Genomic DNA, 14,058 nt, shown 5'->3' with positions numbered 1-14,058 from the left:
ACTCTTCTCTATCAACGTTTTTCGTTATTTAACTTTTAATATAATGTACTTCAACTTATTATAAGAAGTTTTTTATTTGTTCGCAACCGGGCTTTGCAAATAATACGTTAAAATCCCTGCTGCAACCGCAACATTTAATGATTCTGCCCCGCCGTAAATCGGAATATACAAGTTTTGATCCGTTTTTGCAAGAATTTCTTGGCGTACGCCATTTCCTTCATTTCCTACAATTAATGCAAAACTGCCAGCCGGCGTTACTTCACCATACGGAACTCCATTTTCAAGAGCTGTTCCATATACAGGAACGTTGTTTTCTTTTAACTTGTCTACCCATTCTTCTAAGTTCCCTTTTACAATTGGTAAGTGGAAAATAGAGCCTTGTGTAGAGCGGAGTACTTTACTATTGTAAACATCAACACAACCTTCTCCAAGCACAACGGCGTGAATACCAGCTGCATCAGCTGTACGAATAATTGTTCCTAAATTACCTGGGTCTTGCAGGCCATCTAATAAAAGGAATTTCCCATCAGTAAGAGCTACTTCTTTCTCATGCTTCTCACAAACAGCAAATACACCTTGTGTCGTTTCTGTTTCACGAAGTATTTTGACAATCGCCTCAGGTACGATATACATTTCCACATCATTAACTGTCCAATCTTTCGGAAGGTCTGTCTGATCTGAAACGATAAGTTCTGTTACAATTCCTGCCTTCAAAGCTTCCTCGACTAAGTGGAATCCTTCTACAAAAAATAAACCTTTTTTATCGCGTTCTTTTTTCGTTTGCAGCTTTTTCCACTGCTTTACACGCGGATTTTGTACTGAATCAATGTTTTTCATAATATGTATTTCCCTCTCTTCTTGTCTTATCATTATAGCCTATTTTTCATACATATTTACATAAAAAAGAACAAAAACTAACGTCAGTTTCAATTCTGAAGAAGAGGTGAAAGCAATGAGTTTTAATTTACGCGGTGCTGTATTAGCGAATGTATCTGGAAATTCACAAGATCAATTACAAGAAACAATCGTCGATGCAATTCAAAGCGGTGAAGAAAAAATGCTTCCAGGTCTTGGCGTTTTATTTGAAGTCATTTGGAAAAACGCTGATGAAAATGAAAAGCACGAAATGTTAGAAACACTAGAGCAAGGATTAAAAAAATAAGCAATTTGAAAATCACCTTTGCATAAGCTAAGGTGATTTTTTTTCGGAAAAATTTTTTCTTCTCCTAAACATTTCTACTTTACTAACGAACTATGATGGAGTACAATGTTCAAAATACATTTAAACCGATCGATTTTTCTTCATATACACCATAAGATAAAAGGAGTGAATGTTTTATGCACCGTATTACGCTTGAACAAATTTTTAAACACCACATTACACAAAAATACGTAAACCGTTCTGGAATGGTCCACGCGATCGCTGTCGCTTACCATGCGTTTCACCTAGCCAAAAAGCATCACGCCTCAGTCGATGCTGCCACAAAAGCTGGCTTCCTTCATGATATCGGACATCATACGTGGTACACAGGCGGCGAATGGGATTATGACTTATATAAAAAGAATGATATCCATGCAATTAAAGGTGCTGAAAGAGCACATAAATTACTTATTAGATTAGGAGAACATCCAAAACTAGCAAAAGAAATTTCTATTGCAATTCTTCTTCATACAGATTCTTTCTTAGTGGAACAAGAAATTGAAAGAACATCTCTTCAAAATATTATTAAATGGGCAGACGAAGCAGATGAAGAACCGGGCGGAGCGCATCATTATCGAACAATTTCTTATGAAAAAGCACTTAAAGCAATTCAGCAATTAGATCGATTGGTAGAGCGTGAATTGCAAATAGAGCAGGCAAAATTGAATAACAAGACAGAACATAGTTATCAATGAGAAAGAGGCATCACTACAGGGTGATACCTCTTTTATTATTTTATGGAAAATACACCTTTATATGTAATATTTAAATATTACGCCTGAAAACAAAATGCCTTATAATTAAATATACAAATATAAAGAGGTGATTCTACATATGCAACCCGCTACACAACTTTCTAATGAACAGAAATACTCTATGTCATGGGGACAATTTATTAGCTCCGTTGTATTCGCTTTTTTCGGAACCGGACTTATTACTGTGTTCCTCGCAATGCCCTTAACAATTTATACAGCCGGTCTTACAGATAAAAAACAAATTGCCCTGTATGAATCTATCGTAAATACTGCAAGTATTGTATTACAGCTAGCCGTGTTGTTATTCTTCATTTTTAAATTCGAACCCGCAAAAAAATTACTACTACAATCATTTAACTTTAAAGCACTGAGAGAATGGCGTACATACGTATACTTACTTCTTTTCTTCGCTATAAACATTTTACTCAATTACATCTTGTTAAATTATGTATTCCAAGACGCAACAAAGCAGCAATCTTCCGCACTAAACTTAGATGTCTTTAAGCAGTATCAAATATTATTACTTCTGGGCTTTGCAATACTCACACCAATTTTTGAAGAGCTTATTTTCCGTGGCTTTATACTTCGCTTTTTCTCAGAACGCTTTCCATTTTGGATTGCAGCGATTATAACAAGCTTCTTCTTCGGTATCGCTCATACATACTCACTTGGCGTAATGGTCATTACTTTCTTCATGGGATTATTAATGGCTATTTTATGTAAAAAAACAAAATCCATTATTCCAGCTATGTTATTTCATATTATGAATAATTTGTTGGCATTCTTGAATTAGAAAGAGGTATCCTCACGATACCTCTTTTATTAATTCGTATGATCACTTCTCATCTCTATCAATTTATACATATTTATTAATAATATCCAAAATAAACCTCATGTAGTAAAATATAACTTAATTCATATAAAGGAGTTTACATATGTTCAGTGTTATTTGGATGCTTTTCACGCCACTTCTCTTACTATGCGGGATTGCTGGTGGTATTTTTTTAATAGTAACAGGAATTAAATATCGGAAATTACTCGTTGGTTTAATGGGGCTACTTAGCCTATCCTTTGTCACACTACCTTTTGTTTTTTTAAGTATAGGAATTAATATGGATACAATCTTCCCCATTCCAACTGCTCTTTACTGGACCCTATTTTCTTTAACTGGATTATTAGCTGGATTAAGTGGATTACAAGCAAAGATTAAAAGTATCCGTAATATGGGATTCATTATTTTTATCGCTGGTATATTAGGAGTTATCTTCTGGTTACTCATGACTGTGGGTGATTCATACTATATATAATATTTTTTGAAACTCACAAATCGGAGGTAACACAGAAGTGTTCGGAATATTAACTTGGATGATTTTAGCTCTTACTTTAATGGTATGCGAATTCATCGTTGGCATTTTTTTAATTATTTTTGGTATTAAATGTCGTAAATCACTTACCATTATAGCTGGTTTCATTAGCATATCGCTTATCGTTGTTCCTATCGTTTGTATAGGTTCTGGAATAGATTTAGAGGGGATGATTCCAATTTCAGGAACTTTATATTGGGGTCTCTTCTCTTTAGCTGGACTATTAGCTATTATAAGCGGCAGACAAATATCAAGTATTCGTGCTATGGGAACAATTTTGTTTATAACAGGGCTGTGCTCCGTAGCTGGTTACCAGCTTTTATATTTAACTGCATAAAGAACACAAAAAAGCAGGGAATTTAATTCCCTGCTTTTCTATTTGGTTTATTGCCTGATGGTAAGAAGAACGATAACACCCAAGCAATCCCTGCGAGTATCGTTGCAATTAAGAAGGCATCGTTAATACCGTTAATTGCAGATAGCTTTGAAATTTGTCCATATAATAGTTGTGTGCTCATCGCGTCTCCTGCTTGAGCTGATCCAGCTAAGGCCGCTAAACTTTGCCCCATGCCGTGTATTTTATCAACTAAAATTGGGTTTGATGTTGTTAACATGTTGCCGTAATCTGCTACGTGAGCAGTCGTTTGTTGCGTCATAAGTGTAATTAAAATCGCTGTTCCGATTGAACCCGCTACTTGTCTTGACGTATTTTGCGTTGCTGTACCGTGAGAAATTAATTTCATAGGCAGCGCGTTCATACCAGCCGTCATAATTGGCATCATAATGAATGACATACCAATTGAACGTATAATATAATCCGTCATAATAACGCTATACGGTGTATCCATCGATAATTTTGTAAATTCATATGTCGCATACGTCGTAATTGCCAATCCAATTATCGCTAATGGACGGATGCCATATTTATCGAATAATTTACCCGCTACTGGTCCCATGATCCCCATAATTAATGAACCTGGAAGAAGTAGTAAACCAGATTCAATTGGCGTAAAGCCACGAATGTTTTGCAGATATACTGGAAGCAATAACATACCTCCGAATAATGCCATCGTAACGATTGCGTTAATTACTAAAGTGAAAGTAAATACTGGATATTTAAATACTTGTAAATCAAGCATTTTATTGTCCGTTGTTAACTCTCTCCAAATAAATAACGCTAAACCAATTACACCAATGATAAGTGAAATAACAACTTCTGCACTAGTCCAACTATTATTTCCAGCCTCACTAAATCCGTACAGCAAACTTCCTAGCCCAATACTTGAACTAACAACACCAAATACATCTAATTTTGTTTTAGACACTGGCTGAGCTAGTGTAAAGAATTTTAAAGATAGGAACGTAATAATTAAACCGATAATAAACATCGCATAGAACATTAAGTTCCAGCTGTAATTTTCAATTACCCAACCTGTTACAGTCGGTCCGATAGCTGGAGCTAAAATCATCGCTACACCTAGTAACCCCATCGCTGCTCCGCGCTTATGAGGCGGGAATAATGTCATGAAGATATTCATACCAACCGGCATTAAAATACCCGCACCAACCGCTTGAATAACACGGCCCGTCATCATCATCGTAAAGTTTCCGGAAGTAGCACAAATGATAGATCCTACCGTAAAGAATAACATTGCTGCTACGAATAATTTACGATACGTAAATCGTGAAACTAAAAAGGCACTAATCGGTACTAAAATACCATTTACAAGCATGAAGCCTGTAATTAACCATTGTGCTGTTGAAGTTGATACGTTAAATTCATTCATTAACGGAGGTAATGCAACGTTAATAATTGTTTGGTTTAAAATAGAAACGAACATGCCGAGAATTAATACAGCTACAACTGCTTTTACGTTCACATTCTCTACAGGCGTAGAAATTTGTTTTTTCTGCACTTCTTTTTCTTGTTTTACTTCTTCTTGCTTTCCTGTTTCTAACTCAACTACATTAGAAATTTCCGATTCTTGCTTTCGTTCAATTTCTTTCTCTTCTGTTTCAACTTTACTTATTTCTATTTTACTTACGGCTGGGACTTGTTCTTCTCCCATTTTCGTTTTTTTCTTTCGTAAAAGACGATTTACAAGGAAGAAGACGATTATACAAAATAGTGCATATCCTGCAATTACAATTGAGGACATCTCATCTCCCCCTTACTTATGAATACGAACTGTCACATTCATGCCAGGAACAATATTTACTGATTTGCTATGATCTAAAGAAATTTTAACTGGTACTACTTGTGTTACTTTCGTATAGTTCGCTGTTGCGTTGCTTGATGGCAACATAGAGAATGTATTCGCTGTTGTTAAGCCAACTTGTTCTACTTTTCCTGTTAACGTTGTATCTGGGTATGCATCTACATACACATCTACATCTTGACCTTTTTGAACATCATCAACATCTGTTTCTTCAATGTTTGCTGTTACCCATAAATTGTTCATATCGAATGCGTAAGCAATCGGGCTACCAGCTCCAACGAAAGCATTTGTTGTTGCGTTTGATTGTACAACCGTTGCATTTTGTGGAATTGTTACATCTACTGTTTGTTCTCCATTAGCTGCCGCTACAGTAACAGTACCTAGTTTATCGTTCTCATTATAATTTTTTCCTACTTCAGCTTTCCAGTCAGTTAGTTTACCTGCTACTGGTGAAGCAACCGGAATTACCTTCCCATCAATCTTTGCATTGTCTGTTTTTAAGTAATTTTCCGTTTGGTTGTAATAGTAATAACCGCCAATACCGCCGCCAACTAGTACAATTAATGTGATAATGTTGATAATTACCATTCTTCGAAACTGATTCATTGCATTCCTCTCCTTATATCGCATATAATTTTTTTCTAAACTATTTATGTCCTTATTGTTTAGATTGTTTAATTGTTAATTATATTAACCTTTTAACAAAAAAATCACACCATTTGCAGCGTAAATCGAAATTTATCTACCTGCGAGCGGTGCTGATTTCTGAAGGACTATCGTTTATAATTATAAATAATTATTTTGAATCTACAACCGACAATTTATGTATGAAATGTCGGTTAAACAACAATATAATACCAATATGTTGTTTAAGTATAGAAAATTAAACGAGGGGAAATAAAAATGTCTATTAAAAATAAAAATGATCCACGTGTAAAACGGACGAGACAACTCATACAGGATGCTTTTGTCGCTTTAGTAGGCGAAAAAGGTTTTGAAAATGTAACTGTTCAACATATTGCAGAACGCGCTCCTGTAAACCGCGCTACATTTTATAGCCATTACCACGATAAATATGACTTACTAGACAAAAGCATTGAAGAAATGTTAGAAAAGCTAACTGAAGTAATTAAACCAAGAAATAGAAATAAAGAAGATTTCCAACTAACATTTGATTCGCCACATCCAAGTTTTTTGGCCTTGTTCGAACATATTGCAGAAAACACTAACTTCTATAACGTCATGCTTGGTGATAAAGCGGCCGGAAACTATACGTATAAGATGATGAAAGCAATTCAAACGCATTTAACATTAAGCCTCTCTATTTCACAACCTAACGATGAAAAACTAATGGTTCCACGCGATATTCTCATTAGTTATGTTACTGGTGCCCATCTAGGGATGATTATGTCATGGCTAAAAAGAGGGATGATATATACCCCGCATTTTATGGCGATGCAATTAACTCGTTTAATTATTTTAGGTGCTCATACTGCAGCGGGATTAGAACGGCCTTTTTAAAACATAAAAAAGCGAAGGAGAATGTCCTTCGCTTTTTCTATTAATTAAATGTAATGTTATGTACAGCCTCTTTATCAAGACGTTTAATAACTTCTACAATTAACTTTACTGCATTTTCATAATCATCACGGTGTAACATTGCCGCATGAGAATGGATATAGCGCGTTGCAATTGTAATTGCCATAGAAGGAATACCATTTACAGCAATGTGAATCGCACCCGCATCCGTTCCTCCGCCCGCTACTGAATCATATTGATACGGGATTTGTAATTCATCAGCAACATCAACTACGAAATCACGTAAACCTGTATGTCCAATAACAGAAGCATCATATAAAATGATTTGTGGTCCATCGCCCATTTTACTTTGCGCTTCTTTTGACGTTACACCCGGTGTATCTCCAGCGATACCAACATCTACTGCGAACGCGATATCTGGTTTAATATAATTCGCAGATGTTTTTGCGCCACGAAGACCAACTTCTTCTTGTACAGTTCCAACGCCGTATACAACGTTTGGATGCTTTTCATCTTTTAATTGTTTTAATACGTCAATTGCAATTGCACAACCGATTCGGTTATCCCATGCTTTTGCAAGTAACATTTTTTCATTCTTCATCACTTGGAATTCAAAGTAAGGTACAACTTGATCTCCTGGTCGTACGCCCCACTCCATTGCTTCTTCTTGGCTAGAAGCACCGATATCGATGAACATGTCTTTAATTTCAACTGGCTTTTTACGAGCTTCTGGAGGTAAAATGTGCGGTGGTTTTGAACCAATTACACCTGTTACATCTCCTTTACGCGTTACAATCGTCACGCGCTGCGCAAGCATAACTTGTGACCACCAGCCACCAACCGTTTGGAAGCGAAGGAAACCTTTGTCATCGATTTGTGTAATCATAAATCCAACTTCATCTAAATGACCTGCAACCATAATTTTCGGACCGTTTTCTTCCCCTACTTTTTTCGCAACTAAACTCCCTAAATTATCAGTAGAAAGTTCGTCCGCAAACGGCTCGATATATTTCTTCATTACTTCACGTGGTTCACGCTCGTTACCGGCAATACCACGTGCATCTGTTAATTCTTTTAGCATTGTCAATGTCGCGTCTAATTTTGTCATTGCCAACACCCTCCTTTTTCTTCAGTCAATTTATTATACAATAATTAAATTGAAATATTCAAAAATTAAATTAGTATCCTTGTGTTTGACGCTGATGATTTACTTCATTTTTATCTAAATATGCTTTTTCAATCTCTTCTTGCTCAAATTCAAGTGCTTGTCCAAGTCGAAGATAGCTCGTAAATAATTCAATATAGTTTGTAATAGATGGTTGATCTGTAAAACGAATTACTTTCGCATATGTGTCTAAGAAAATTTCCACTTGTGTTTTATTCGTTTGTGCACATTTATAGAATAGGAAGTTTTTATCAATACCTAAATCAATTCCGATTGATAAAATAAAATGCAAACCATCTACGTACTCTTCTAATATCACTTCACGCTCCGAAGCTGGTTTGTTGCTCCAATATTTAAAACAACGTGTTTCATTTGCAAGTTCTCCAATTTCTACAAGAAGAGCTAACATTTTTTCTTTTAACAATTTTTTCGGTTGTAAGTCATGTTCTTTTGCAATACGGTCATCTAATTCTTTTTGTAATTTAAATAGTTGTAGTAAGTCCATTCTATTGTCCTCCTCCAACATCGCATTTTACGCAACAATGTTGTTTCATCTCAAAGTTCATTATTATGTTTCAGTTCTTATGAATAAGTCAGCTATCTACCTCTTTATAAAATAGCTTGTCCTTAATTTACAAATACGTTTCAGTCATCGCTCTTAAATTGTTCATCTGATGAAAGTTCCATATCATCTTTCCATTATAGCAGTGTCGTTTCGGCTAGGAAAGATACTCTTCTTTCCAAAAGAGCAGAATTAAAAAAAGCCAGGAGTATTCTCCTGACTTCATATGTATATTCTTCTATACTGCTATAACTTTTATATTGATTTTGTCATATTGATAACGACATAGTCGTTAATCTTTAGAATTTCTTTCACTTCTAACTTCTATTTGAATACAAATAAAAAACCTTAGAAGAAAATTCTTCTAAGGTTTCAACTAATTAATTAGTTAATGTTGTTTTTTGCAACTGTTGCTAATTCAGCGAAAGCTTTTTCGTCATGAACAGCTAAGTCAGCAAGCATCTTGCGGTTAACTTCGATGCCAGCATTTTTAAGACCGTGCATTAAGCGGCTGTAAGAAAGACCATTCATACGAGCTGCTGCGTTGATACGTGTAATCCATAATTTACGGAAGTCACGTTTCTTTTGACGGCGGTCACGGAATGCATACATTAGAGATTTCATAACCTGTTGGTTAGCAACCTTGAATAATGTATTTTTTGAACCGTAGTAACCTTTTGCTAATTTAATTACTTTTTTACGACGTTGACGAGTAACTGTACCACCTTTTACTCTTGGCATAATATTACCTCCTAATTGTTCTATATATCAGCCGAACTTATTTTAAGTTGTCAAGCATTTGACGAATGCGTTTGAAGTCACCAGCGCTTACTACACCAGCTTTACGTAGTTTACGTTTAGCTTTTGTAGATTTGTTAGCGAATAAATGGCTTGTGTAAGCGTGAGAACGTTTCAGTTTACCTGATCCAGTCTTTTTGAAACGCTTTGCAGCGCCGCGATGAGTTTTTTGTTTAGGCATAGGTATTTCCTCCTCTATCTATTACTTATCGTTTTTCGGTGCTAAAACTAAGAACATACTGCGTCCTTCCATTTTAGGCTTAGATTCAACTGTACTAACTTCAGCACAAGCTTCTGAGAAGCGATCTAAAACACGTTGACCGATTTCTTTATGAGTAATGGCACGTCCTTTAAAGCGAATTGACGCTTTAACCTTGTCGCCTTTCTCTAAAAACTTGATAGCATTACGAAGTTTTGTGTTAAAGTCGTGTTCATCAATTGTTGGACTTAAACGAACTTCTTTCATGCTAATTACTTTTTGATTTTTGCGCTGCTCTTTTTCTTTCTTCTGTTGCTCAAAGCGGAATTTACCGTAGTCCATAATGCGGCATACTGGCGGTTTCGCATTTGGAGCAACTAATACTAAATCAAGATTAAGATTTGCAGCTAAGTCTAAAGCGTCATTACGAGACTTGATTCCAAGTTGATCGCCATTTGCGCCAACTAAACGTACTTCACGTGCACGAATTTGCTCGTTAATCATCATATCCTTGCTAATAGTAAGCCACCTCCAAGGTTTTCTCAGAACATATTTTGTAGTCATAGAACCCGAACAAAAAAAGTGCGGGCATACGACACCCACACTTGTAAAATCTTAAGTAAGAAATACATTTACCTGTTAACTGCGAATGCGTCCATCAGGTGAGAAGCGGGTGCTTCTACTTGTTCCACAAAACAATATTCTATTATCCTTGATGAGTTTATCATAGGACATGACGTCTGTCAAGAAGACGCGATGTGTTTTACTAACAACAAGAAATATTGTAACAAACAACTAACATACTTGCAATACTTTTTTATGATAAGTGTTACATGGTTATTTTTTCTAATTTCTCTCGAGTATATTACATAAAAAAGCCGCGGTATACCGCGGCTTTTTCTTATCGTTTTCCTTCTACTTTAATCATGTCAACAAAAGCATCTAATGCGATTGTTTCTGATTTTTGTTCACCATATTTACGTACGTTTACGCCGTTTTCAGTTACTTCATTGTCACCTACTACAAGCATGTACGGAATTTTTTGCATTTGTGCTTCACGGATTTTGTAACCGATCTTCTCTTCACGAGTGTCTAATTCAACACGGATACCAGCACGACGCAATTCGTCTTGTACTTTCTTCGCATAGTCTAAATGTACTTGCGGAGAAACTGGAATTACTTGTACTTGAACTGGAGCTAACCATGTTGGGAATGCACCTTTGTATTCTTCAATTAAGAAGGCAACAAAACGTTCCATAGTTGATACAACACCACGGTGAATTACAACTGGACGATGTTGTTTACCGTCTTCACCAACGTATGATAATTCAAAGCGTTCTGGAAGTAAGAAGTCTAATTGTACAGTTGAAAGTGTTTCGTCTTTTCCAAGAGCAGTACGAACTTGAACATCAAGTTTTGGACCGTAGAATGCCGCTTCACCTTCAGCTTCATAGTAATCAAGACCCATTTCATCCATAGCTTCTTTTAACATACCTTGTGCTTTTTCCCACATCTCATCATCCGCATAATACTTTTTAGTATCTGCTGGGTCGCGGTAAGATAGACGGAATGAGTAGTTCTCTAAACCGAAATCTTTGTACACTTCTAGAGTTAAGTTTACAACACGTTTTAACTCTTCTTTAATTTGATCTGGACGAACGAAAATGTGCGCATCGTTTAAAGTCATTCCGCGTACACGTTGTAATCCAGATAACGCACCTGACATTTCATAACGGTGCATTGTTCCAAGTTCTGCAATACGGATTGGTAATTCACGGTAGCTGTGAATATCATTTTTATAAACCATCATATGATGAGGACAGTTCATTGGACGAAGAACTAATTCTTCGTTATCCATTTCCATTGATGGGAACATGCCATCACGGTAGTGGTTCCAGTGACCAGAAGTTTCATAAAGCTCTCTGCTCCCTAGTACTGGAGTATATACGTGATCATAGCCTAAGCTTGCTTCTTTATCAACGATGTAACGCTCGATAATGCGGCGGATTGTTGCACCTTTTGGTAACCAAAGTGGTAAACCTTGTCCTACTTTTTGGCTATTAGTAAATAGTTTTAATTCTTTACCTAATTTACGGTGATCGCGCTCTTTCGCTTCTTCAAGCATACGTAAGTGCTCATCTAATTCTGCTTTCTTAACGAATGCAGTACCGTAAATACGTTGTAGCATTTTATTATTGCTATCGCCGCGCCAGTAAGCACCTGCAACGCTTAATAATTTAAACACTTTAATTTTCCCTGTAGATGGAAGGTGAACACCACGACAAAGGTCGAAGAATTCGCCTTGCTCATAGATTGAAATAACTGCATCTTCTGGAAGATCGTTAATTAAATCTAATTTTAACTCATCGCCGATTTCTTCAAAGCGACGAATTGCTTCTGCACGTGGTACTTCATGACGAACGATTTCTAAGTTCTCGTTCACGATTTTTTGCATTTCTTTTTCGATTTTCTTGAAGTCTTCAACTGTAATTGCTTCTTCCATATCAATATCGTAGTAGAAGCCATTTTCAATTACTGGACCAATGCCAAGCTCAACCTTAACATCTTTATATAAACGTTTTAACGCTTGTGCTAAAAGGTGGGCTGTTGAATGGCGTAAAATATATAGGCCATCTTCAGAATCTAATGTAATGATAGAAACTGCACCATCTTCTTCGATTGGTGTAACAAGATCGATCATCTCATCTTTTAATTTTCCAGCTACAGCTTTTTTCTTTAAGCCTGGGCTAATAGAAGCTGCGATTTCTTCAGTTGTTACGCCTTTTGGAAACTCCTTCACAGCTCCATCAGGGAAAGTAATTTTAACTACATCTGCCATCACTGGTCACTCCTCTTTTTCTCAAAATAAAAAACACTCATCCCGTAAAAAGGGACGAGTGTTGAATTCGTGGTTCCACCCTTGTTCCAATTAACATAATTGTTAATTGCTCAAGTTCAACATAACGGTGTTGTCCGTTAGCAATTACTAGAAAAACCGTTCACTGCTAAAGTTTAGAGGTGGTAAGTAATAATCCCGTACTAGGAAGCTCACACCCTAAGGCTTCCCTCTCTGAAAATCGTAGAAAACTACTCATGTCCTCATCATGACATTTCAATATATTTCATTTATGTAGGTAATTATATGCTCAAAAACTTAGAAAATCAAGGGCGTTACCTTTATTTTTTAAATTTTTCACATTGCGCTCAAAATCATGTAATCCATGTAATTGGACCCGTTCTTGGAACACATTTCGCAAAGTAATAATCATATTATGGTCTTGTTCTTTCGTATATAAATAAATCTTTTTAGGCGAAATAGAAAGAAGCGGCGCAATTACTTTCGTATCAATATATACATCATTTTGCTTTAATAATTCCTCATCTATATATTGGACCAACTTCTCCTGTTTTAAACGTCTACCTTTATCATCATAAAAGATAAAGCTTTCATCAAAAATAAGATGCACGCAAGACAAACGTGATTTACGGCTACTTACTTGTTGCCGAAGCGTCTCAATGAACATTTGGTATTCTTGCTCCATCTTATATTCATCAATTGCCACTTCCGCAAGTTTAGCCACCATTTCCCTGTATGTACGAAGACGAAAACGGATATATGATGAAAACGAGAATGAGAGCGGATCACAAAGCCAATTATTTAAAGAAGACTTAATATATGACTCAAATGCGTTACGCGTTAAATCCTGAGCTACACCTTTTCTTCTTCCCTTTAAAATCTCATGTGCCATGTGCAATATTTGATGACACTCTTCTTGTTCTTCATAAAAAAACTTTTCTTTTAAAATCGTATAAATCCACTCATTTTGTTTCACATTCACAATGAAATACACCATTACTGGCAATAAGATTTTTTCAATATAATTCGATTCACGTACTGGTATGTGAATCACCACTTTTTGTTCCTGTAAATACACACTCGTTTCCTTATATAACACTTCCGCTCTTTTCAGCAATTGTCTATATACGTGCATAGCATCATTTTTTTCTTCGAAGCAAATTTCAATCACTTTTGTCCCCCCTTTTATCCCCGCTCTAAAGGACTGTATCTATACGTTACAAATCCTATAAGAGTCCGTCCCGCGTGAATTTCACTCTTAGTAGAATCACATTTCCTATCGTTAGAAAATCCACTCAATATGGCTTGCTAATTTTATATATATTAAGGGAGGGAGAAAAAAATGATACAAGCTACTATGAATTTTTATTGTATACTTTACTTATCAATAAAAGGGGGT

16 protein-coding genes and 3 other annotated features (1 of these 19 running past the window's edge) are annotated in these 14,058 nt (G+C 36.0%); of the genes, 6 read left to right on the top strand and 10 right to left on the bottom strand.

What is annotated here, in order from left to right; translation table 11 throughout:
- Positions 1–24: a binding site (T-box leader), on the bottom strand (it extends 205 nt beyond the left edge of the window).
- 48 nt (positions 25–72) lie between these two features.
- Positions 73–870 carry a TrmH family RNA methyltransferase gene (locus ES895_RS01210; RefSeq protein ID WP_001986644.1) on the bottom strand — a complete coding sequence of 266 codons (798 nt, stop codon included), beginning with the start codon at positions 868–870 and terminating at the stop codon, positions 73–75.
- An 82-nt stretch (positions 871–952) separates the two neighbouring features.
- On the opposite strand from ES895_RS01210, the gene sspI reads away from it, so the two are divergent.
- The 5 genes from sspI (at position 953) to ES895_RS01185 (ending at position 3,657) form a co-directional block, all read left to right on the top strand.
- On the top strand, positions 953–1,162 hold the full coding sequence (gene sspI, locus ES895_RS01205; RefSeq protein WP_000009509.1) for a small acid-soluble spore protein SspI: 210 nt from the start codon (positions 953–955) through the stop codon (positions 1,160–1,162).
- Positions 1,163–1,338: 176 nt separating this feature from the next.
- Positions 1,339–1,896, top strand: a complete 558-nt coding sequence (locus ES895_RS01200) for an HD domain-containing protein (RefSeq protein WP_000554786.1) — start codon at positions 1,339–1,341, stop codon at positions 1,894–1,896.
- 139 nt (positions 1,897–2,035) lie between these two features.
- Entirely contained in the window at positions 2,036–2,749 is a 714-nt protein-coding gene (locus tag ES895_RS01195) for a CPBP family intramembrane glutamic endopeptidase (protein ID WP_001182122.1), read from the top strand.
- Between the two features lie 142 nt (positions 2,750–2,891).
- Entirely contained in the window at positions 2,892–3,263 is a 372-nt protein-coding gene (locus tag ES895_RS01190; RefSeq protein ID WP_070179522.1) for a DNA-binding protein, read from the top strand.
- 37 nt (positions 3,264–3,300) lie between these two features.
- Positions 3,301–3,657, top strand: coding sequence for an ammonia permease (locus ES895_RS01185; RefSeq protein ID WP_065222750.1), 357 nt, complete (start codon positions 3,301–3,303; stop codon positions 3,655–3,657).
- A gap of 22 nt (positions 3,658–3,679) precedes the next feature.
- Here the strand turns inward: ES895_RS01185 and ES895_RS01180 are convergent, their stop codons facing one another.
- Entirely contained in the window at positions 3,680–5,479 is a 1,800-nt protein-coding gene (locus tag ES895_RS01180) for a DHA2 family efflux MFS transporter permease subunit (protein WP_000095274.1), read from the bottom strand.
- A 12-nt stretch (positions 5,480–5,491) separates the two neighbouring features.
- Positions 5,492–6,145: an HlyD family secretion protein gene (locus ES895_RS01175; protein ID WP_001071419.1), complete on the bottom strand. Its 654-nt coding sequence runs from the start codon at positions 6,143–6,145 to the stop codon at positions 5,492–5,494.
- Positions 6,146–6,442: 297 nt separating this feature from the next.
- Between ES895_RS01175 and ES895_RS01170 the strand changes: the two genes are divergently transcribed.
- The gene (locus tag ES895_RS01170; RefSeq protein ID WP_135238136.1) at positions 6,443–7,060 is read left to right on the top strand and encodes a TetR/AcrR family transcriptional regulator; all 618 of its coding nucleotides are present in this window, start codon (positions 6,443–6,445) and stop codon (positions 7,058–7,060) included.
- A gap of 40 nt (positions 7,061–7,100) precedes the next feature.
- Here ES895_RS01170 and ES895_RS01165 read toward each other — a convergent pair whose 3' ends face one another.
- The 7 genes from ES895_RS01165 to ytxC form a co-directional block, all read right to left on the bottom strand.
- A complete protein-coding gene (locus tag ES895_RS01165) occupies positions 7,101–8,186 on the bottom strand; it encodes a M42 family metallopeptidase (RefSeq protein WP_000163555.1) in 1,086 nt (361 codons plus the stop codon).
- Positions 8,187–8,256: 70 nt separating this feature from the next.
- Positions 8,257–8,748, bottom strand: coding sequence for a dUTP diphosphatase (locus tag ES895_RS01160; protein ID WP_000365050.1), 492 nt, complete (start codon positions 8,746–8,748; stop codon positions 8,257–8,259).
- 441 nt (positions 8,749–9,189) lie between these two features.
- Positions 9,190–9,546, bottom strand: coding sequence for a 50S ribosomal protein L20 (gene rplT, locus ES895_RS01155; protein WP_001138362.1), 357 nt, complete (start codon positions 9,544–9,546; stop codon positions 9,190–9,192).
- 37 nt (positions 9,547–9,583) lie between these two features.
- Positions 9,584–9,784: a 50S ribosomal protein L35 gene (gene rpmI / locus ES895_RS01150; protein ID WP_001125945.1), complete on the bottom strand. Its 201-nt coding sequence runs from the start codon at positions 9,782–9,784 to the stop codon at positions 9,584–9,586.
- A gap of 21 nt (positions 9,785–9,805) precedes the next feature.
- Entirely contained in the window at positions 9,806–10,309 is a 504-nt protein-coding gene (infC, locus tag ES895_RS01145) for a translation initiation factor IF-3 (RefSeq protein WP_000973215.1), read from the bottom strand.
- A gap of 63 nt (positions 10,310–10,372) precedes the next feature.
- Positions 10,373–10,493: a sequence feature (ribosomal protein L20 leader region), on the bottom strand.
- 210 nt (positions 10,494–10,703) lie between these two features.
- On the bottom strand, positions 10,704–12,641 hold the full coding sequence (gene thrS / locus ES895_RS01140) for a threonine--tRNA ligase (RefSeq protein WP_135238135.1): 1,938 nt from the start codon (positions 12,639–12,641) through the stop codon (positions 10,704–10,706).
- 47 nt (positions 12,642–12,688) lie between these two features.
- Positions 12,689–12,917: a binding site (T-box leader), on the bottom strand.
- Between the two features lie 31 nt (positions 12,918–12,948).
- Positions 12,949–13,830 carry a putative sporulation protein YtxC gene (gene ytxC, locus ES895_RS01135; protein WP_000569629.1) on the bottom strand — a complete coding sequence of 294 codons (882 nt, stop codon included), beginning with the start codon at positions 13,828–13,830 and terminating at the stop codon, positions 12,949–12,951.
- Positions 13,831–14,058: the final 228 nt, after the last annotated feature.

It is taken from the genome of Bacillus sp. 007/AIA-02/001, from assembly GCF_004634455.1.
In the GTDB taxonomy this organism is placed as follows: Bacteria; Bacillota; Bacilli; order Bacillales; family Bacillaceae_G; genus Bacillus_A; species Bacillus_A cereus.
Note: the sequence above shows the minus strand (reverse complement) of the source record. Positions and strands in the feature narration are given on the sequence as shown.